This is a genomic window from Oryzifoliimicrobium ureilyticum (genome assembly GCF_037199735.1).
GTDB classification, from domain to species: domain Bacteria; phylum Pseudomonadota; class Alphaproteobacteria; order Rhizobiales; family Rhizobiaceae; genus Rhizobium; species Rhizobium ureilyticus.
Genome location: NZ_JBBBVQ010000010.1, coordinates 83,278 through 102,023 on the forward strand (window position 1 = coordinate 83,278; position 18,746 = coordinate 102,023).

The window sequence follows — 18,746 nt, forward strand, 5'->3', positions numbered from 1 at the left end:
TCATGGCGCTGCACTTCGAACGGTCCGAATACGAACATCGAATGACGAGACTGACGGAGCGCATGCGCGAGGAAAAGCTGGATGCGCTTTTGCTTTTCGCGCAGGAAAGCATGCATTGGCTGACCGGCTATGACACATTTGGCTATTGCATCTTTCAAACACTCGTTGTGACCGTCGACGGAAAAATGACGCTTCTGACCAGATCGGCTGACTTGCGTCAGGCGCGGCAGACCTCGATCATCGACGAGATACAAATCTGGATCGACCGGGTAAACGCCGATCCGACCGTCGACCTTAAAAATCTTCTCGCCGACCTCAATCTACTGGGATCGAGGATTGGCGTCGAATATGACACGCACGGAATGACAGGCAGAACTGCGCGTCTCGTGGATGCACAGCTTTCGACATTCGGCCATCTGGTCGATGCGTCTTACATCGTAAGTCGTCTCCGACTGATAAAGAGCCCGGCCGAGATTGCCTATGTGGAACGGGCGGCGGCGCTTGCCGATGATGCGCTTGATGCCGCCATGCCGTTGATAAAGCCGGGTACGAATGAATCTGCGATCTTGAACGCGATGCAGGGCGCTATTTTTGCGGGCGGTGGCGATTACCCTGCGAATGAATTTGCAGTGGGTTCCGGCCCGGACGCCCTGCTCTGTCGATATAAGTCGGGTCGCCGCACGCTTGAGCCGAATGACCAGTTGACACTGCAATGGGCTGGTGTTTTCGCGCATTATCATGCCGCCATGGTGCGTACTGCGGTGATCGGCGATGTGAGCTACCGCCATCGTGAACTCTATGCTGCTTGCCTTGAAGCAATCCAAGCGGTCGAGACGGTACTGCGGCCAGGGCACAATTTCGGCGACGTTTTTGATGCGCATGCCCGCATCATGGATGAGCGGGGACTTGCACGCCACCGGCTGAATGCCTGCGGTTATTCTCTGGGCGCGCGCTTCTCGCCAACCTGGATGGAGCACCAGATGTTTTACGCGGGCAACTCAGAAGAGATCGTACCTGGCATGTCTGTTTTCGTGCATATGATCATCATGGATTCGGAAGCAGAAACGGCAATGACGCTGGGGCAGACCTATTTGACTGCCGATGCAGATCCCCGCCCCCTTTCGCGCCATTCTTTGGATTTCCTCGCGGTCTGACACCATTCCAATCATCCATAGTCAGTAGGGACTTCCCTGACGCGACTGCGCCGACGTCTTGACCGCCCCGCTTTGAGCGAAACAGACACCGTCTTGTACAACGGCGGGTGATGACGGTTGGTCTTGCAGCGACCGCCATGCTCCAAGAAAACCTCAAGTTGACGAAAAATTAGGAGCACCGGGGTAGACTAGAGGGCAATGGCATGAGCGGCAAATGTCCAAAAGCCCATGCTGGGGCTCAAAGGGTGAGCGCGGCCTTTGTGCCCTTGTTTGAGTGTAAGTCGCGCTCATGACGAGGACCTACCGATGAAAGGCTTGGGCCGTTCGATGAAGAAAAGGTTCGTCGCAAAGACAGATCATGATGAAGACGAAAAGGGCGATGCCAAAATGGCCCGCCTTTCCTCGCGCCTATCGGCGTTGCTCGGCTGCGCCATCATGACATCGGCCTGTACGACAACCGATACCCTGACGCCTCTGGCGGATATCGGTGAGTCACAGCAACACATTGCCTCATCCCCGATCACGCAGCCCGATGCAGAAAGAATGGCGGAAACGGAATCACGTCGCCCGTTCCCAGCGCAGTCGAGAGGCAGCGAACTCGCAAACGCCTATCAGGAACCGCCGGCGGGAACATCGACGACAAGCATGGAAGCCCAGGCCGAAGCGATTGAGCGCGGCGAGCGTTCGCCGTCCGCGTCCAAGCCTTTGGAAGCCGAGCCGCCAGTGGTCTCGAATGCGCAGGCCGAGGAAGAGGACATGGGCACGACGCCACGGCGTGAAAAGGCTCATGTATCGCCGTCCGAAGCACCAGCGCCTGCCGAACAGCAGACAGCCACGATCCAACGCGGGAACACGGTTCGCTTCCTGCCGATCATTGGCGCACCGGTCGAAGCAGTTACACCATTGTCGCGCCAGCTTGGCAACGAGGCACGCTCGCATGGTCTTGCAATCAAAGCATCGAACGACGCAAGCAGCGATTACATCCTGAAAGGGTACCTTTCGGCATATAAAGACAAGGACAAGGTGACGGTCACATATGTCTGGGACGTTCTCGACAACGGCGGCAACAGGCTGCACCGCATCCAGGGTGAAAAGACTGTACCGGCTGGCGGCACTGATCCCTGGGCGGGCGTTCCCGCGTCTACGATGCAGGATATAGCCTCCAGCACGATTACAGAATTTTCGTCTTGGCGAACATCCGAAGGGGGCTGATGGCGGACAGCCAAAGTGGTTTCGCCGGTTGCCGAACTCATCCGTTGCAGAAATATAAAACGAGTTGCGGCTTTGCTATTGCATTCGAGAGTGCGCGGATATAGAGCGCGCCTACCATAAGGCAACAGGCGGGCCAAGATGAAGGTTTTCGCGGGTAATTCGAACCGGCACCTTGCCGAAGCGATCTGCACCTATCTCAACGTACCTCTTGGTAAAGCAAGCGTTCGACGCTTTGCAGACCAGGAAATATTCGTAGAAATTCAGGAAAACGTGCGCGGTGAAGACGTATTCGTCATTCAATCGACGTCGTATCCAACCAACGACAACCTGATGGAATTGTTGATCATGATCGACGCATTCCGTCGCTCGTCAGCAAAACGTATCACCGCCGTCATTCCTTATTTCGGTTACGCCCGCCAGGATCGCCGCGCCTCGGGGCGCACGCCGATCTCGGCAAAGCTTGTCGCAAACCTGATTACCGAAGCTGGCGCGGACCGCGTTCTGACGCTCGACCTGCATGCCGGTCAGATCCAGGGCTTCTTCGATATTCCGACAGATAACCTGTTTGCTATTCCTGTTTTGACGAGAGACATCAAGGCGAATTACGACATCAGCAACGTCATGGTGGTTTCGCCTGACGTTGGCGGCGTTGTGCGTGCGCGTGCGCTGGCCAAGCGGCTGGACTGTCTGCTCGCGATCGTCGACAAGCGTCGCGACCGTCCGGGCGAGTCGGAGGTCATGAACATCATTGGCGAAGTGGAAGGCAAGGATTGTCTGCTCATCGACGATATCGTTGATTCAGGCGGCACACTTTGCAACGCCGCCGATGCTCTTCTGGCGCAAGGCGCAGCCAGCGTGACAGCCTATATCACCCATGGTGTTCTGTCGGGCGGCGCTGTTACCAGGATCACGTCGTCGCGCCTTCGCGAGCTTGTCATTACGGATTCGATACAGCCGACAACGGCTGTCCAATCGGCTCATAATGTTCGCGTCATCACAACCTCGACCCTGATTGCGGAGGCCATTAGCCGCACCAGCCAGGAAGAATCGGTTTCCAGCCTCTTCGATTGAGCGCTGCAAACTGCACGGCATCAGAGAATAGGCGCTCGACGAGCGCTTTTTTCTTTGTTTGCGACGCTCAAACAGGCGCCGAACTTGGAACCAGACAAGCCTCGCCTCCTCCAAACAGACGAGAGCGCGTTAAGAAACGCTTTTCCCGGCCATTATCCAACGAGAACATGCCGCCTCTGCCCGGCACGACGTCGATAATAAGCTGCGTGTGTTTCCAGGCTTCGAACTGGCTCGCGCTGATATAGACCGGCACGCCTGCAATTTCGCCAAGTCGCACATCCTGATCGCCGACGAGAAACTCATCTGCGGGGTAGCACATGGGCGATGAGCCGTCGCAGCAGCCGCCCGACTGGTGAAACAGGATATTCGGATAGTCGCGACGGATCTCTTCGATCAGAGCAATGGCGCTATCGGTTGCCACCACACGCGGCTCGCCGTTCACACTTTCGTCCATAAGCACCTCCCATGCTGATACAAGGCTTGCCGTCTCATCCGACAGCAGGTCCTCGAAGACTTGTCCGCGCCTCAGCCATCTTTCAAAACAAAAATTTCGAAAGGGGCCGCCTGCAAAGCTTCATCGGCACAGCACATCCAACGATGCGCTGTGCCGATGGTTGCAATCTCGAAAGGTGCCGAAGCGCCTTGACCCTAAAGACTCAGAAGAAGCCGAGCTTCTTGGGGCTGTAGGAAACCAGCATATTCTTGGTCTGCTGGTAATGATCGAGCATCATTTTGTGGGTTTCACGACCGATACCCGACTGCTTGTATCCGCCAAATGCCGCATGCGCCGGATAGGCATGATAGCAGTTGGTCCAGACGCGACCAGCCTGGATGCCGCGGCCAAAGCGATAGGCCCTGTTCGCATCACGCGTCCAGATACCTGCGCCGAGACCGTAAAGCGTGTCGTTGGCGATTTCGAGCGCTTCCTTTTCATCCTTGAAAGTCGTGACGGAAACGACCGGGCCAAAGATCTCTTCTTGGAACACCCTCATCTTGTTATGCCCCTTGAAGACGGTCGGCTTCACATAAAAGCCGTTTGCCAGATCGCCATCGAGACTGTTGCGCGAACCGCCGGTAAGGACTTCTGCGCCTTCCTGCTTGCCGATATCGAGGTAAGCGAGAATTTTTTCAAGTTGCTCGGAAGAGGCCTGCGCCCCGATCATCGTATCGGGATCGAGCGGATTGCCTTGCTTGATTGCCTCCACCCGCTTGACGGCGCGCTCCATGAACCGATCGTAGATCGACTCCTGGATCAAGGCGCGGCTTGGGCAGGTGCAGACTTCGCCCTGATTGAGGGCAAACATGGCAAAGCCTTCCAGCGCTTTGTCAACGAAGTCGTCATCTTCCGCCATGACGTCCGAGAAGAAGATGTTCGGCGACTTCCCACCCAGTTCGAGCGTCACTGGAATGAGGTTCTGGCTGGCATATTGCATGATCAGCCGGCCGGTCGTCGTTTCACCGGTAAACGCGATCTTTGCAATGCGAGAGCTGGAGGCCAAAGGCTTGCCGGCCTCCAGGCCGAAACCGTTGACGATATTGAGAACGCCGGGCGGCAGAAGATCGCCCACGAGCTCGATCCAAACCAGAATAGAGGCCGGTGTTTGTTCAGCGGGTTTCAGGACCACGCAATTGCCCGCAGCGAGCGCTGGCGCAAGTTTCCATGCTGCCATCAAGATTGGGAAATTCCATGGAATGATTTGGCCGACAACGCCAAGCGGTTCATGGAAGTGATAGGCGACAGTGTCGTGGTCTATCTCGCCGATCGAGCCTTCTTGCGCGCGAATGCAGGAAGCGAAATAACGGAAGTGATCGATGGCGAGCGGAATATCGGCGGCCATGGTCTCGCGGATCGGCTTGCCGTTATCCCAGGTTTCAGCCTGTGCGAGCAGTTCCAGCTTGTCTTCCATCCGCTGGGCGATCTTCAGCAGGATATTTGATCTTTCGGCTGGTGAGGTCTGCCCCCACTTTTCCTTTGCCGCATGCGCCGCATCGAGCGCTGCGTTGATGTCTTTCTCATCGGAACGAGGGACATCGCAAAGTTTGCCGCCTGTGACAGGCGTTGTATTTTCGAAATAGCGTCCACCAATAGGATCGCGCCATTCGCCACCAATGTAATTCCCGTATTTGAGCTTGAAGGGTGACTCGACGATTTTTTGATGAAGCATATCATCCTCCCTTGATGATGAGGTTCGCTAGGGAACCAGCGGAGGACAATCTGCGCGCCTTTGGCGGCAGAATACAGGCGAGCCCATGAATACCGCAGCGCACACTGTCGCAATACTGCGACAGCATCACGCGGCCCTGCTTCACGATTGCGCGATTGCAGCATGCTCAGTGTAGATCAAGCTTCTTCATCTTTCGGTGCATGGTCGCCCGACTAATGCCGAGCAGCAACGCCGCCTGCGAGACGTTCCCGCCTGTTCGCGTGAGAACGCGGCGCAAGGCAGCACGCTCCGCCTCGGCAAGATCGTCATGGCTTGCTTCACGCGGCTGCTCATGAAGCGCGTCGGCTGCGGCAACACCGGCTTCCAAAGTGCGATCGTCAAGTTTCAAAGCGATCCGCGCCGCACGGGTCGCTCCGAGGATCAGGTCGTCTTTGTCAACGGCAATCAACGCTGCCGCCGGATTATTGGCAAAAGGAACCATGACAAAACGCGCACCGGAAAATGCGCTTCGAAACAGATTAGTCTCAATGCGAAGCGCAGAGTCGCGGACGGCCTGAGAAAGAATGGAGAGCGCCACTTCGTTCACGTCTTCGCGGCATGTGGAGATGTCTAAAGCTGCCGTCAGTCGCCCCCGATGATCTCGGATCGGCGCCGTCGTGCAGCTGAGATTGATGTTGGCAGACAGAAAGTGCTGGTCGCGAAAAACAGCAACGGGCCGATCTTCGGCAATCGCGGTACCAATTCCATTGGTGCCAACACTGGCCTCGCTCCAAAGGGCACCTGTCCAAAGGCCCAGCCTGTAAAAATCCTTGTCTTCGCTGGAAATACCCCGACGCTCCAGCGCAACACCGTCGCGGTCGGTAAGGACAAGGCAACAGCCCGCGCGGCCGACGGTCGAAAAAAGGCGATCCATCTCTTCGGCGGCTTCAGCAATGAGCGAGGATGCACGCTCGCGCGCCTGCAAGAATTCGCTTTCGCTCAGCCGCTCGGGCTGACGCGCCTCTTCCGGGGCAAGATGATGCATCGTGATGCACCGCCGCCAAGAAGCAACGATCGGCGAATTCGCAGCAGCAGATTTTTGTTCTGCGCTGGCATAAACATTCTCGATATGCGCGACTTCGTTGGACATCGACATCGGCTCCTCCCAAAGCACAGATTCTAGCCCGCAAGCTTGGAAAGACCGACCGAACGTGACATCCGTTCGGACTGCCTCCTTGCTCTCATGAAATTGTTACAGCTTTAACATCCATAAGCAAGACGGCATGGAATTTGGACCCATTCGCTTAGCAATGCCGAATTTTCGGGATGTTTGCGATCGAAACCGGCAGCAATACTTGTTTTCGCCCGGCATCTGTACTATAGCGCCCCCGTCCGTGCAGACACCCTTGGAGGCAACGCGGATGGAGCGGCCTGCCGCTTCGGTCCGCCGGCTTGTTTTTCCAGCCCGTCGGACTCTCCATAACAACCTCGGAAGGAAAAGTCATGAGCCAGGAAACTTACGAGCTCAAGGCCGAGGCGCGCGAACGGGTCGGTAAGGGGTCCGCCCGTGAACTTCGCCGCAACGGTATGATTCCCGCTGTCATCTATGGTGACAAGCAGGCCCCCATTTCTATCGCAATCAACACCAATGAAGTCACGAAGCGTATCCACGCCGGCGGCTTCATGACGACGATTGCAACGATCAATGTCGATGGCAAGAAGTACCAGGTTCTGCCGAAGGACTACCAGCTCGATCCAGTGCGCGATTTCACGATGCACGTCGACTTCCTTCGCGTTTCGCGCGACAGCCAGGTGACTGTTGCTATCCCGGTTCACTTTGAAAACGAAGATAAGGCCCCGGGCATCAAGTCGGGTGGCGTGCTCAACATTGTACGTCACGATGTTGAAGTTCATTGCCCCGCCAATGCGATTCCGGAAGCCTTCACTGTGGACCTTACCGGCAAGAAGGTTGGCGACAGCATCCACATTTCGGACGTCACGCTGCCGAAGAATGTTTCGCCAGTCATCACCGACCGCGACTTCACGATCGCGACGATCGTTGCTCCGCTGGTCGCAGTCGAAGACGAAGCAACGGAAACTGTCGAAGCTGAAGGCGAAGAAAAGTCTGAAGATTGATCGCTACGGCGCATCTTGATACGAAGCCCGGTCTTTTCAGGCCGGGCTTTTTTGTTTCTCGTCCCTCTTTCGCGATAGGGCTTGACTTCCAGGTCCTTTCGCGGTGGTGAACGAACCCTGCTTGGCTAGGAGCTAGAGTCATGCTTGTTATCGTAGGTCTGGGTAATCCGGGCGCCCAATATGCCGCCAATCGTCACAATATCGGCTTCATGGCTGTGGATCAGATCCAACGATCCGCATCGTTCTCCCCTTGGTCGAAAAAATTCAAAGCTGAAATTGCCGAAGGCGCCATCGCGGGAGAGAAGGTTCTCTTGATGAAGCCGCAAACCTACATGAACTTGTCGGGCGAAGCCGTCGGCGAAGCCATGCGCTTCTACAAGCTCGCTCCGAAAGACCTCATCGTTATTCATGATGAACTCGACCTGCCAGCAGGCAAAGTGCGCCTCAAGGTCGGCGGTGGCCATGGTGGCCATAACGGACTTAAGTCGATCGATGCCCATTGCGGCAAAGATTACAAGCGCGTCCGCTTGGGGATTGGCCACCCTGGCAGCAAAGAAGCTGTGAACGGGCATGTCCTCGGCAATTTTGCCAAAGCTGACTCTGAATGGCTTGAACATCTGCTTGATGAACTTGCGCGAAATGCGGATATGCTGGTGAAGGGCGAGGATTCCCAGTTGCAGAACAAGCTTGCGCTTGCACTTGGCCAAGACGCAGAAAAAGCCAAGCCGGAGAAAAAGCCGGCCCAGCAATCACATATCCGGCAGGCCCGCGGCGGCAATTCCATCAAGCTTCCTGAAAGCGGCCCAATGGCAGACATGCTGCGGAAACTTTTCGCGGATAAGAAATAATCGGCTGAGGATGAGTTGAAAAGCGCTTCTACACGAACGGCCAGGCTATTCCGCATCTGCGCATTACGGCCTTGTGCAATTGCATGTCTGTTCTAAAAGCGCTGAATGAGGAGCGGCAACCGTGAATTTTACCGTCCGCCCGGCCGAACGGCGCGATGCCCTGGCAGTTCAATCGCTCTATGGCCACCTTAATCCACGCGACCCAGTTCATGACGACGAAGCCGTTCTGCGAAACCTGGATAAATTGCTGCTCCATCCTGGTTTGACGGTATTCCTGGGATTTGCGGATAGTCAGCTTAGTTCGACCGCGACACTCGTCGTCGTTCCCAACATGACCCGCAATGGAGCACCTTACGCTCTGATCGAAAACGTTGTCACCCATCCCGATCACCGTGGACGCGGTTACGGGAGACGAGTGATCATCCAGGCAATCGACACCGCCTGGGCGGCAGGTTGTTATAAGGCTATGCTCTTGAGCGGACATACGAATCTGGCGGCACATCGGTTTTACGAAGCCTGCGGCTTCTTGCGCAACAAGATAGGGTTCCAGATCCGCCGGGCTGATGCATTGGAACGCTAGCGCGCCCTCAAGCTCCAAACGGATGCGCGGGATCGAAATCCAGATCCATCCTCGGCAACAAAGCGACATAAGGCGCTTTCGGTGCATATGCGCTGGAGGATACTATTCCTCGGGCTCCGCCTTGAACATCAACGGAAAGCCAGCGTCTTTCGCGAGATCCATGGCCTCCTTGACCTTGGTTTCGGCAATATCCTTGGTGCAGACCACAACGACGCTCGAACCCAGCTTATGCGCCGTCATCATGACGCGCTGACTGATGTCCGCGCCCATGCGAAACACCACCTTCAGTACAAGAACGACGAATTCGCGTGGCGTGTAATCGTCGTTAAAGAGAATGACCTTATAAAGCTTCGGCTTCTCGAGCTTTGGCTTCACGATCTGTTTCGGTTTCAGGGCAATGTCGTCTCTCGGCATCGCATTCGATCCCTTTTTTCATGACAGGAGGGAAGATGCTGTCCTTGCTTCATGTTCGCATTGGCTGGAACGATGTTCAAGAAAACTTTGAATAACGGACTGTAGATGCGACAAATAGCTGGCGCTTATAACGAATGGAACGTCATTCGGGCTCGTTTATGACCTTGAATGAAACTAACGCCAGAAACTGCGTCCTCCTCAGGAATTATCCTTTCCAGCGGCTAACAGACCAGCCAAGTCGCTGGACGCTTGACCCCATGGCTCCTTTATCCCATAGGCAGGGCAAGGATTTTAAGAAAGCGGATCTCACTCATGGGCTTCAAATGCGGTATTGTCGGTCTGCCGAATGTCGGCAAATCGACCCTCTTCAACGCGCTGACCAAGACGGCTGCAGCGCAAGCGGCAAATTATCCGTTCTGCACGATTGAGCCAAATACAGGCGAAGTCGCGGTTCCCGATGGACGAATGAAGAAGCTTGCAACCATTGCAAGCTCAAAAGAAATCATCCCAACACGCATATCTTTCGTCGATATCGCCGGTCTCGTGCGCGGCGCGTCAAAGGGCGAAGGGCTGGGCAATCAGTTCCTGGCCAATATCCGCGAGGTCGATGCCGTCGTTCACGTCCTGCGTTGCTTCGAAGATACCGACATTACCCATGTTGAAGGTCGCATCGATCCGGTTGCGGATGCCGAGACCATCGAAACCGAACTGATGCTGGCCGATCTCGAAAGTCTGGAACGGCGTACAGAGCAGACCCGCAAGCGCGCCACCGGCAAAGACAAGGAGTCGATGGCGGCCCTGCCGATCATGGAAGCCTCGCTTAAACTGCTTCAGGAGGGAAAGCCGGTTCGCCGGCTGACCGCCACTTTGGACGCAGAAGAAAAGCGGGTCCTTGAAGGCCTGAACCTCCTTACGGCCCATCCGGTTCTCTATGTCTGCAACGTAGCGGAAGCAGACGCCGTCAGCGGCAATCGCTATACGGAAGCCGTTGCAGCCATGGCAAAGGCTGAAGGCGCGGAAACTGTCATAATATCAGCAGCCATCGAGGCGGAAGTCGCTCAGCTTCCCGAGGATGAGTCGACCGAATTTCTAGCAGCTCTTGGGCTTGAAGAAGCTGGCCTTGATCGGCTGATCCGCGCTGGATACAAACTCCTTGACCTCATTACCTACTTCACCGTGGGTCCCAAGGAGTGCCGCGCGTGGACCATACGCCGCGGGACGAAGGCACCCCAGGCAGCTGGCGTCATCCACTCCGATTTCGAGCGCGGTTTCATTCGCGCCAATACCATCGCCTATGACGATTTCATTTCCTACAATGGCGAGGCCGGAGCAAAGGAAGCTGGCAAGGCACGGGACGAAGGCAAGGAATATGTCGTCCAGGACGGTGACGTCATACACTTCCGCTTCAATACCTGATCGAGCAAAGACAGCCGACGGCAACAAATGCCGGTGAAATGATACGGGAATCGGAGACTGAAAAGTGGCATCGGCGCGCTTAAGAGCGTGCCGTGTCCGCGATAAGGATCCGTTCCTGCCATTGCATAGCGCCAACGCGAGAGGCCGTTTCATTGCGATAGGCCTCTGACTGCAGGAGGAGATCATGCTGCAAGAGAAACTGGCATTCGAAGATTTTGAACCGAACCGGTGTTTTGAGCTGCCCGCAAAAACCGTCACGGCCGAGGATATTTTGGCCTTTGCCGAGGAATTTGATCCCCTGCTGACGCGTAGCGCGGTCAAGTTGGTCGAGGAGGACAATCACAAAGATCTCGTCGCATCAAACTGGCACGTCTCTTCCGTTTTTATGCGGATGATGTGCGACGGCTATATTCTCAATTCAACTTCGCAGGGCGCACCAGGAATAGACTTCATGGAGTGGCAGAAGACTGTGTTTGCCGGCGACCGGCTCTCGGGTCGTTCGACCGTGCTTGAAAGGCGGCCGCTACGCTCAAGGCCGGGTATCGGCATCGTCCGCCTTCGCCATGAAGTCCGTAACCAGCATGGCGATTTGGTCTGCCTCGGTGAGAACGCCGTGATGTTCGCAACGCGCCATCAGCCGGAGACATCCGCATGACCCTGATGGATCTGTTTCCGCTTGGCGAGCGCGTCACGATTGGCACTTACCTGTTCGACGAAGGTACGATCACGCGCTTCGCCAGACAATTCGACCCACAGACGTTCCACATGGATGCCGAGGCAGCCAAAATCTCACTCTTTGGCGGTTTGTGCGCTTCTGGTTGGCATACATGCGCGGCTTGGTCGCGCTGTTTCCAAGACTATCTCGCTGCCGGGAACGAGGCGCGAGCAGCTGATGGCACTGGTGCTTCTCATATTGGCCGAAACCGCGGGTTCCGAGAGCTGAAATGGCTAAGACCCGTTTTTGCCGGATCGACACTCACCTATGCCGCGACCTTGGTCTCAAGCGAAACCGATCCCGACGACCCGGCCTTGCTTGTGACGAGGTTCTTGTCCGAAGGCTTTTTCGAGGACGGGGCTCTCGCCGTCTCATTCCAAAACGAGTTCAACGAGCCTAGATAAAAGAGATTGGTGCGGCCCCCGAGCAAATGTGCGCAAATGCGCTCAAGGGCCGCACACATCAATGCCCAGAAAATTCGACCAGGGTCCGAACTTCGACACCGAGGGCTTCTAGTTTTGCGCGCCCGCCAAGATCGGGAAGATCGATGACGAAGCAGGCTGAAATCACCTCTGCACCCATCTGCCGCAACAACTGAGTAGCACCCACGGCCGTGCCTCCGGTGGCGATGAGATCATCGACAAGGATCACCTTCTCCCCCGGCTTGACCGCATCCAGATGCATCTCCATCTCGTCGACGCCGTATTCGAGGCTATAGGCAATCCGGACAGTCTCGTGCGGAAGCTTGCCCCGCTTACGGATCGGAACAAAGCCTGCGGACAAAGCATAAGCAACGGCGCCGCCCAGGATGAAACCACGAGCCTCCATGCCAGCGACCTGATCGACTTTCAAGCCCGCATAAGGTTGCACAAGTCCATCGATTGCCTGGCGGAGCGCACGGGGATTTCCCAACAACGTCGTGATGTCGCGAAACACGATTCCCGGCTTGGGATAATCGAGAATGGCTCGGATGCTGCCGGCCAGGTCAGCAGAAGTATTGTTCATAAAGTGTCCATGTTCTTATAACGCGCTACGCATCCGGATAGATGTCTAATGCACGTATTCATCTTCGCTTCCGCTTTCCCGCATTCCGAAATCGTCGGCGCGATGCTGCGGGAAACCAAACCGCCGCACCCTAGCAAGGCCAATCAGCCGAACCAACAAAAAAGGCGACCGAAGTCGCCTTCTTTTCTCAAATGATTTCCGAGATCAATGATCTTTTCCGGCGTAGACCGTACGCTTGGTGAAGAACAACAAGGTACCGAAGATGGCCAGGAACACCATGACCATGAAGCCGGTACGCTTACGCTCTTCCAAATGCGGCTCTGCGGTCCACATGAGGAATGCAGACACGTCCTTTGCATATTGATCGACGGTCGCTGGCGCACCATCGTCATATGTCACCTGCCCGTCCGAAAGGGGCTTGGGCATGGCAAATGATGCTGCAGCATGGAAGTACGGATTATAATGACCACCTGGCGGCACCTGCACACCGGCTGGGGGTTCTTCGTAACCTGTCAGCAGTGAGTAGATGTAGTCTGGGCCGCCTTCCTGATACTGCGTAAAGATGTCGAAGATAAAGCGCGGAAAGCCGCGTTCGACTTCTCTGGCCTTGGCCAGCAGCGACATATCGGGCGGAGCGGCGCCGTTGTTGGCGGCCGCTGCCGCTTCAGCGTTCGGGAACGGCGATGGGAAATGATCCGAAGGTACAGCCTTGCGCTTGTACATTTCACCGCTGCCGTTAGGACCGTCCTCGACCTCGTAATTGGCCGCAAAGGTCTTCACCTGTGCATCGGAATAGCCGAGGTCCCGCAACGTACGGAACGACACGAGCTTCATCGAGTGACAGGCGGAACAGACTTCCGTGTAGACCTTCAGGCCGCGCTGCAGCTGACCCTTATCATAGTGACCCAAGGGGCCGGAGAAGCTCCAGGATACCTCACGGGGCTCCTTGAGTGGATAATGCGGCGCCTCCGCCTCGACATGTTTGTCAGTCGCCTTGGGGTCTTGTGCAAGAGCGGAGACGGAAAACGCCGTTGCCAGCATGAGGGGCAGAATGGATGCGATCAGCTTGTTTCTCATATCCATCTCCTGCCTATGCTTCTGCCCGTGCGGTCGCCGCAGCGCCGAGACGCTTCTCCAGAACCGATTCCGTGATGGAATTCGGAATGCGGCGCGGCACCTCCAAAAGACCGAGGATCGGCATGGCGATCAGGAAAAACGAGAAGTAAGCAAGGGTCGAGAGCTGCGAGATCGTCACGTAGACGCCTTCCGCAGGACGAGAACCAAGCCAACCCAAGAGAATCGCATTGGCAACGAACAGCCAGTAGAAAAGCTTGTACCAAGGACGATAAACCGCCGAACGCACTTTCGATGTATCGAGCCAAGGCACGAAGAAGAGCACGATGATCGCACCGAACATGACCAAAACGCCACCTAGCTTTGAGTCGATCGGGCCGACATTGAAGGTGATCGAACGAAGCATGGCGTAGAACGGCAGGAAGTACCATTCTGGAACGATATGCGCCGGTGTCTTGAGCGGATCGGCAGGGATATAGTTATCGGCATGGCCGAGGAAATTCGGCAGGTAGAAGACGAAATAGGCGTAGACTAAAAGGAACACGCAAACCGCTAGAGCATCCTTCAGCGTCGCATAGGGCGTGAAGGCGACTGTATCGGTCTTCGTCTTTACTTCAACGCCCGTCGGGTTCGTCTGCCCCGTGATGTGCAGTGTCCAGATATGCAGGATCACGACACCGGCGATCATGAAGGGCAAAAGGTAGTGCAGTGCAAAGAAGCGATTGAGCGTCGGTTGATCGACGGCAAAGCCACCAAGAAGGAACTGCTGAACCCACTCACCCACCCATGGGAAGGCCGAGAAGAAGCCGGTGATGACGGTGGCACCCCAGAACGACATCTGGCCCCAAGGCAGGACGTAGCCCATGAAGGCAGTTGCCATCATCAGAAGATAGATGACGACACCTAGGATCCACAGGACTTCTCGCGGCGCCTTGTAGGAACCATAATAGAGGTTGCGGGCAATATGCAGATAGACGGCGATGAAGAAGAAGGACGCACCGTTCGCATGCAGGTAGCGCAGCAGCCAGCCGTGATTGACATCGCGCATGATCTTCTCGACCGAGTTGAATGCGATCGACGTATCGGCGGCATAGTGCATGGCAAGGACGACGCCGGTCAGGATCTGAACAACCAGCATGACGCCGAGCATAGCGCCAAACGTATAGGCGTAGTTCAGATTGCGCGGGACCGGATAAGAAACGAAGCTGTCATGGACGAGACGCGGCAAAGGCAGACGCGCATCGAGCCATTTGGAAAAGCCGGTCGAAGGCTCGTAGGTGGAATGGCCACTCATTAATCAGTCCCCCTCAACCGATTTTTATGACTTTGTCCGAAGTGAAAGCATAGGTCGGAATGGCAAGGTTCTGCGGCGCAGGACCTTTGCGGATCCGGCCAGCCGTGTCGTAAACCGAGCCGTGGCAGGGACAGAACCATCCATTATATTCGCCAGCCTGACCCAAAGGCACGCATCCCAGATGGGTGCAAGAACCGATCATCACGATCCAGTTCTCCTTGCCCTTGCCTGCAGAGCGATCAAGATCCGAAGCGGTGGCGTCAGTTCCAAGATTGGCATTGCGCGCCAAAGGATCCTTCAGATCCGCCATGGGAACTTCTTCCGCCGCCTTCACCTCCTCCGGCGTACGGTTGCGGATGAAAACCGGCTTGCCGCGCCACTTCACCGTCAGTGACATACCGGGCTCAAGGCTCGATACATCCACTTCGATCGATGCAAGCGCAAGGGTCGACGCATCAGGCCGCATCTGGTCGATAAACGGCCAGGCAACCGATACGACACCAACAGCACCAGCCATACCCGTGGCCAAATAAAGGAAATCTCGGCGAGTTGGCTCGCCCATCGCTTCGTCTTTACTCAAGACGTCCATCCTCCAAGCACATCCAGCGGCATGCCGCCCTGCCCCTCCTCAGACCATGGTGGCGAATCGCAACATATTTCCGCCATAGATTCCCCACCAATCTGACGCGTTCTAGGATTGATTGCAGATTATGTCCAGCCTTGGCAAGAGAGGGACGGCACTATGTCGCGGCTAATTTTTTAGGATCTCCGCACAAAAGCCGCCGCCATGCCATGCCGCGTTGCAACGGATGTAGCCCTATGCTACCGCCCATAGCCCAAAGACACAGAGCCGGTCCTGATTATGGGGTTGATCGCAAGGCATGAGAGACACCCTGTTCTGTATCATCAGCGTGCTTGTTTCTCTGCTTCTTGCCGCCATTTCCCTTCGCTACGGCACGAGCTTCTGGCTATTTGCCTTCATCTACAGTTTTCAGGTTCATTTTGCGATTGCAGCCGCTTGCGGGGCTATCCTCGCTTTGATGATCAAGCGCCACTGGTACGGTTACGTGATGCTCGCAGCCGCGATCGGACTTGCTGTCCATGGCGTCATCATGCTGAAAGAATTTGCCACGCCACCATCTCAAGCACCGCAGCTTTTTTCCATGATCTCGTTCAACATCGAGAACGAGAATTATGAAAATGCCGACAAGATCACGCAGATCATTCGCAAGTCCGGTGCCGACGTCGTCAACGTCTTCGAGGCTGAGCCCATCTTCGCCGATCTGCCGCAAATAAAGGCAACCTACCCCTACAGCATTGGATGTCAAAGCACGGCCGAAAGCTGCGACACTCTCGTGCTTTCCAAGCATCCATTCCTCGAACAAAAGATCATGAGCATTGGCGAACTCTGGCAAAACCGCATGATCCATTCCGCCATCGAGTTTGCCGGCAAGCGTGTCGATTTTCTTGCCGTGCATTTGACGAAGCCATACTTCGACGACTTCCAGCTCGACGAACTGAAGGACATTTCCTACGAGATTGGGACCATCAAGGAACCTCTCGTGGTTGCGGGAGACTTCAATTCGTCTGTCCTGACGCCCGGCATTCAGCGCTTCATGCGCAGAGAACAGCTAAAAACGGTCTTTCCCGAACCAGCCACGTGGCCGATCAGAGCAGGTCCGTTCGGGATCGCTATTGATCACATCTTTGCCAGAAACCCGCTTCAGCTCATCAAAGTAAGTAGGATCAAAGACAATGCTGGCTCGAACCACTACGGACTAGAGGCATCCTTTTCTCTGGCTCCCTAGATTGCTTCGGGAATGTTGGTCGTCAGGAAACCGCCAGACTGACGCGCCCATAACTCAGCGTAAAGCCCACCTGCCAGAAGCAGGGAGCGATGGCTCCCCTGCTCTACGATCTTTCCTGCATCGATCACGACAAGTCGGTCAAGCGCTGCGATGGTCGAAAGCCGGTGCGCGATGGCAAGAACCGTCTTTCCTTGCATGATCTGTTCAAGGTTCGATTGAATAGCTTCCTCAACCTCAGAGTCGAGCGCAGACGTCGCCTCATCCAACACGAGGAACGGCGCATCCTTCAAAAGCACGCGCGCGATGGCAATTCTCTGGCGCTGGCCGCCGGACAGTTTGACGCCGCGCTCGCCGACATGAGCATCAAAGCCCACCCTGCCCTGCTGATCGCGAAGCTGTTCAATGAATCCGAGCGCTTCGGCACGGCGTGCGGCCTCGACGAGATCGGCCTCGCTGGCATCTGGGCGCCCAAACATAATGTTGTCGCGGACCGAGCGATGCAAAAGCGCGGTGTCCTGGCTGACGACGCCGATTTGCATGCGCAACGATTCTTGCCGGACTTCAGCGATGTTCTGCCCGTCTATCAAGATACGCCCGCCTTCAAGCCCATAAAGACGCAGTAGAAGATTGACGAGCGTGGATTTTCCCGCGCCAGAGCGACCGATTAGGCCAACTTTTTCCCCAGGGCCGATATCAAGTGAAAAATCGTCGATGACGCCGCCCGCCCTGCCATAATGAAAGCGCACGTTTTGAAACGAAATCGAGGGCTTGCGAACGATAAGATCGGGTGCATCGCGGCGATCGGCCATCTCGATCGGTCGCGAAATCATCTCGGCCGCATTTTGCACGGTACCGAGATTTCGCATGATACCGTTGAACTGCGTCATCATGCGCCCGAGCAGGAAGTTGAGCCGAAGAACGAGTGAAAGTGAAAAGGCGACCGCGCCGGCGCTGATTTTCCCACTGAGCCAAAGATGGACGCTCAGCGCCGACATCGTCACGATCATGATGCCGGACAGCAGGGCCATCGAGGCGCGAACGCCCGTAATGAAGCGGGTGAAGCGAAGCACCGTCTTTTGAAAGATATCGAAGCCATGCCGCATATAGCGGTCGTTTTCCTCATTGCGCGCAAAAAGCTTCAGGGTCTGGATATTGCTGTAGGCGTCGACCATACGACCATTCAAAAGCGATGCCGACTCCGCAGTCTCCCGCGAATGGATGCGGATCCGTGGTACGAAATAGCGCGCCAGCCCGGAAAAGGCCGCCAGCCAGAAAAGAACAACGAGCGCTAGGATAATATCGAGACGCGCCACCAGGACCAGGGTGGTTATGGCATAAATCCCGACGAACCATACGCTTTCCATCAACGTCGTGACAAGATCGCCGGCAGCCTGGCCCCCAGACCAGACTTTTGTTACGATACGCCCTGAAAAATCGCTTTGAAAGAAGGAAAGAGACTGGCGCGAAACATGCAAATAGGCCTGCCAGCGCGCCATGTTGTAAAATCCTGGCGTGATAACCTGCTGATCGACCAGCGCGATCAGGAAAATCACCATGAACCGGCCAATACCGATGATGACGAACATGCTGAAGAGTTCGCCGCCGTGATCAGCAAGCAATCCACTCCATCCATCCGATGGCTTAACGGTTGCAAGAATATCGATGAGCCGTCCGACGAACCAGAAGAGCGATGCTTCGATCGCGGCAGAAATGCCCCCCAAGGCCAGCATGGCCAGGAAAGCCCATTTGGCTTGGCGAACATAGAAGAGAATGAAGCCCGACGCCGAAGACGGCGGCCTCAGATCTTCTCGCGGTTTGAAAGGATCGACCCAGCGCTCAAAGAGCCGGAAGAGCGGATTAAGAAGCATGCAACGG

At 55.9% G+C, this 18,746-nt stretch carries 19 protein-coding genes; 10 read left to right on the forward strand and 9 right to left on the reverse strand.

Annotated features, from left to right (window positions below):
* Positions 1-2: 2 nt before the first annotated feature.
* The 3 genes from VQ830_RS15050 (at position 3) to VQ830_RS15060 (ending at position 3,437) form a co-directional block, all read left to right on the forward strand.
* Complete coding sequence (locus VQ830_RS15050) at positions 3-1,154, forward strand: M24 family metallopeptidase (RefSeq protein WP_337268948.1); 1,152 nt, start codon at positions 3-5, stop codon at positions 1,152-1,154.
* Positions 1,155-1,541: 387 nt separating this feature from the next.
* Positions 1,542-2,366 (forward strand): hypothetical protein, encoded by an 825-nt coding sequence (locus VQ830_RS15055; protein WP_337269076.1) that lies wholly within the window; start codon positions 1,542-1,544, stop codon positions 2,364-2,366.
* 138 nt (positions 2,367-2,504) lie between these two features.
* Positions 2,505-3,437, forward strand: coding sequence for a ribose-phosphate pyrophosphokinase (locus VQ830_RS15060; RefSeq protein ID WP_337268949.1), 933 nt, complete (start codon positions 2,505-2,507; stop codon positions 3,435-3,437).
* Between the two features lie 67 nt (positions 3,438-3,504).
* On the opposite strand, the gene VQ830_RS15065 is transcribed toward VQ830_RS15060, so the two are convergent.
* From VQ830_RS15065 to VQ830_RS15075, 3 genes are all read right to left on the reverse strand, one after another.
* Complete coding sequence (locus tag VQ830_RS15065; protein WP_337268950.1) at positions 3,505-3,891, reverse strand: DUF779 domain-containing protein; 387 nt, start codon at positions 3,889-3,891, stop codon at positions 3,505-3,507.
* A 202-nt stretch (positions 3,892-4,093) separates the two neighbouring features.
* Positions 4,094-5,602: an aldehyde dehydrogenase gene (adh, locus tag VQ830_RS15070; protein WP_337268951.1), complete on the reverse strand. Its 1,509-nt coding sequence runs from the start codon at positions 5,600-5,602 to the stop codon at positions 4,094-4,096.
* Positions 5,603-5,768: 166 nt separating this feature from the next.
* Positions 5,769-6,731, reverse strand: a complete 963-nt coding sequence (locus VQ830_RS15075) for a helix-turn-helix domain-containing protein (RefSeq protein ID WP_337269077.1) — start codon at positions 6,729-6,731, stop codon at positions 5,769-5,771.
* A 353-nt stretch (positions 6,732-7,084) separates the two neighbouring features.
* Here VQ830_RS15075 and VQ830_RS15080 point away from each other — a divergent pair, with 353 nt between their 5' ends.
* The 3 genes from VQ830_RS15080 to VQ830_RS15090 all read left to right on the forward strand — a co-directional run bounded on the left by VQ830_RS15080 (position 7,085) and on the right by VQ830_RS15090 (position 9,145).
* Positions 7,085-7,717 (forward strand): 50S ribosomal protein L25/general stress protein Ctc, encoded by a 633-nt coding sequence (locus VQ830_RS15080; protein WP_337268952.1) that lies wholly within the window; start codon positions 7,085-7,087, stop codon positions 7,715-7,717.
* A 140-nt stretch (positions 7,718-7,857) separates the two neighbouring features.
* Complete coding sequence (gene pth / locus VQ830_RS15085; protein ID WP_337268953.1) at positions 7,858-8,565, forward strand: aminoacyl-tRNA hydrolase; 708 nt, start codon at positions 7,858-7,860, stop codon at positions 8,563-8,565.
* A 121-nt stretch (positions 8,566-8,686) separates the two neighbouring features.
* Positions 8,687-9,145 carry a GNAT family N-acetyltransferase gene (locus tag VQ830_RS15090; RefSeq protein ID WP_337268954.1) on the forward strand — a complete coding sequence of 153 codons (459 nt, stop codon included), beginning with the start codon at positions 8,687-8,689 and terminating at the stop codon, positions 9,143-9,145.
* Between the two features lie 102 nt (positions 9,146-9,247).
* On the opposite strand, the gene clpS is transcribed toward VQ830_RS15090, so the two are convergent.
* Positions 9,248-9,559: an ATP-dependent Clp protease adapter ClpS gene (clpS, locus tag VQ830_RS15095; RefSeq protein WP_337268955.1), complete on the reverse strand. Its 312-nt coding sequence runs from the start codon at positions 9,557-9,559 to the stop codon at positions 9,248-9,250.
* A gap of 312 nt (positions 9,560-9,871) precedes the next feature.
* On the opposite strand from clpS, the gene ychF reads away from it, so the two are divergent.
* The 3 genes from ychF to VQ830_RS15110 all read left to right on the forward strand — a co-directional run bounded on the left by ychF (position 9,872) and on the right by VQ830_RS15110 (position 12,094).
* Complete coding sequence (gene ychF, locus VQ830_RS15100; protein WP_337268956.1) at positions 9,872-10,975, forward strand: redox-regulated ATPase YchF; 1,104 nt, start codon at positions 9,872-9,874, stop codon at positions 10,973-10,975.
* Between the two features lie 184 nt (positions 10,976-11,159).
* Positions 11,160-11,630: a hotdog family protein gene (locus tag VQ830_RS15105; protein WP_337268957.1), complete on the forward strand. Its 471-nt coding sequence runs from the start codon at positions 11,160-11,162 to the stop codon at positions 11,628-11,630.
* Positions 11,627-12,094 carry a MaoC/PaaZ C-terminal domain-containing protein gene (locus VQ830_RS15110; protein ID WP_337268958.1) on the forward strand — a complete coding sequence of 156 codons (468 nt, stop codon included), beginning with the start codon at positions 11,627-11,629 and terminating at the stop codon, positions 12,092-12,094. Before VQ830_RS15105 ends, VQ830_RS15110 begins: the two co-directional genes overlap by 4 nt.
* 58 nt (positions 12,095-12,152) lie before the next feature.
* Here the strand turns inward: VQ830_RS15110 and VQ830_RS15115 are convergent, their stop codons facing one another.
* The 4 genes from VQ830_RS15115 to petA all read right to left on the reverse strand — a co-directional run bounded on the left by VQ830_RS15115 (position 12,153) and on the right by petA (position 15,625).
* Positions 12,153-12,695: an adenine phosphoribosyltransferase gene (locus VQ830_RS15115; protein ID WP_337268959.1), complete on the reverse strand. Its 543-nt coding sequence runs from the start codon at positions 12,693-12,695 to the stop codon at positions 12,153-12,155.
* A gap of 204 nt (positions 12,696-12,899) precedes the next feature.
* Complete coding sequence (locus VQ830_RS15120) at positions 12,900-13,772, reverse strand: cytochrome c1 (protein WP_337268960.1); 873 nt, start codon at positions 13,770-13,772, stop codon at positions 12,900-12,902.
* 13 nt (positions 13,773-13,785) lie between these two features.
* On the reverse strand, positions 13,786-15,063 hold the full coding sequence (locus tag VQ830_RS15125; protein ID WP_337268961.1) for a cytochrome b: 1,278 nt from the start codon (positions 15,061-15,063) through the stop codon (positions 13,786-13,788).
* Positions 15,064-15,076: 13 nt separating this feature from the next.
* Positions 15,077-15,625 (reverse strand): ubiquinol-cytochrome c reductase iron-sulfur subunit, encoded by a 549-nt coding sequence (petA, locus tag VQ830_RS15130; protein WP_438617998.1) that lies wholly within the window; start codon positions 15,623-15,625, stop codon positions 15,077-15,079.
* 319 nt (positions 15,626-15,944) lie between these two features.
* On the opposite strand from petA, the gene VQ830_RS15135 reads away from it, so the two are divergent.
* The gene (locus VQ830_RS15135; RefSeq protein ID WP_337268963.1) at positions 15,945-16,871 is read left to right on the forward strand and encodes an endonuclease/exonuclease/phosphatase family protein; all 927 of its coding nucleotides are present in this window, start codon (positions 15,945-15,947) and stop codon (positions 16,869-16,871) included.
* Here the strand turns inward: VQ830_RS15135 and VQ830_RS15140 are convergent.
* Complete coding sequence (locus VQ830_RS15140) at positions 16,868-18,739, reverse strand: ABC transporter ATP-binding protein (protein ID WP_337268964.1); 1,872 nt, start codon at positions 18,737-18,739, stop codon at positions 16,868-16,870. The genes VQ830_RS15135 and VQ830_RS15140 overlap by 4 nt on opposite strands.
* Between the last annotated feature and the right edge of the window lie 7 nt (positions 18,740-18,746).

Excerpts from the sequence above, each read along its gene's own strand:
- VQ830_RS15050 (WP_337268948.1), top strand. The coding sequence starts at position 3 with ATGGCGCTGCACTTCGAACGGTCCGAATACGAACATCGAATGACGAGA.
- VQ830_RS15055 (WP_337269076.1), top strand. The coding sequence starts at position 1,542 with ATGGCCCGCCTTTCCTCGCGCCTATCGGCGTTGCTCGGCTGCGCCATC.
- VQ830_RS15060 (WP_337268949.1), top strand. The coding sequence starts at position 2,505 with ATGAAGGTTTTCGCGGGTAATTCGAACCGGCACCTTGCCGAAGCGATC.
- VQ830_RS15065 (WP_337268950.1), bottom strand. The coding sequence starts at position 3,891 with ATGGACGAAAGTGTGAACGGCGAGCCGCGTGTGGTGGCAACCGATAGC.
- adh (WP_337268951.1), bottom strand. The coding sequence starts at position 5,602 with ATGCTTCATCAAAAAATCGTCGAGTCACCCTTCAAGCTCAAATACGGG.
- VQ830_RS15075 (WP_337269077.1), bottom strand. The coding sequence starts at position 6,731 with ATGTCCAACGAAGTCGCGCATATCGAGAATGTTTATGCCAGCGCAGAA.
- VQ830_RS15080 (WP_337268952.1), top strand. The coding sequence starts at position 7,085 with ATGAGCCAGGAAACTTACGAGCTCAAGGCCGAGGCGCGCGAACGGGTC.
- pth (WP_337268953.1), top strand. The coding sequence starts at position 7,858 with ATGCTTGTTATCGTAGGTCTGGGTAATCCGGGCGCCCAATATGCCGCC.
- clpS (WP_337268955.1), bottom strand. The coding sequence starts at position 9,559 with ATGCCGAGAGACGACATTGCCCTGAAACCGAAACAGATCGTGAAGCCA.
- ychF (WP_337268956.1), top strand. The coding sequence starts at position 9,872 with ATGGGCTTCAAATGCGGTATTGTCGGTCTGCCGAATGTCGGCAAATCG.
- VQ830_RS15105 (WP_337268957.1), top strand. The coding sequence starts at position 11,160 with ATGCTGCAAGAGAAACTGGCATTCGAAGATTTTGAACCGAACCGGTGT.
- VQ830_RS15110 (WP_337268958.1), top strand. The coding sequence starts at position 11,627 with ATGACCCTGATGGATCTGTTTCCGCTTGGCGAGCGCGTCACGATTGGC.
- VQ830_RS15115 (WP_337268959.1), bottom strand. The coding sequence starts at position 12,695 with ATGAACAATACTTCTGCTGACCTGGCCGGCAGCATCCGAGCCATTCTC.
- VQ830_RS15120 (WP_337268960.1), bottom strand. The coding sequence starts at position 13,772 with ATGAGAAACAAGCTGATCGCATCCATTCTGCCCCTCATGCTGGCAACG.
- VQ830_RS15125 (WP_337268961.1), bottom strand. The coding sequence starts at position 15,063 with ATGAGTGGCCATTCCACCTACGAGCCTTCGACCGGCTTTTCCAAATGG.
- petA (WP_438617998.1), bottom strand. The coding sequence starts at position 15,625 with ATGGGCGAGCCAACTCGCCGAGATTTCCTTTATTTGGCCACGGGTATG.
- VQ830_RS15135 (WP_337268963.1), top strand. The coding sequence starts at position 15,945 with ATGAGAGACACCCTGTTCTGTATCATCAGCGTGCTTGTTTCTCTGCTT.
- VQ830_RS15140 (WP_337268964.1), bottom strand. The coding sequence starts at position 18,739 with ATGCTTCTTAATCCGCTCTTCCGGCTCTTTGAGCGCTGGGTCGATCCT.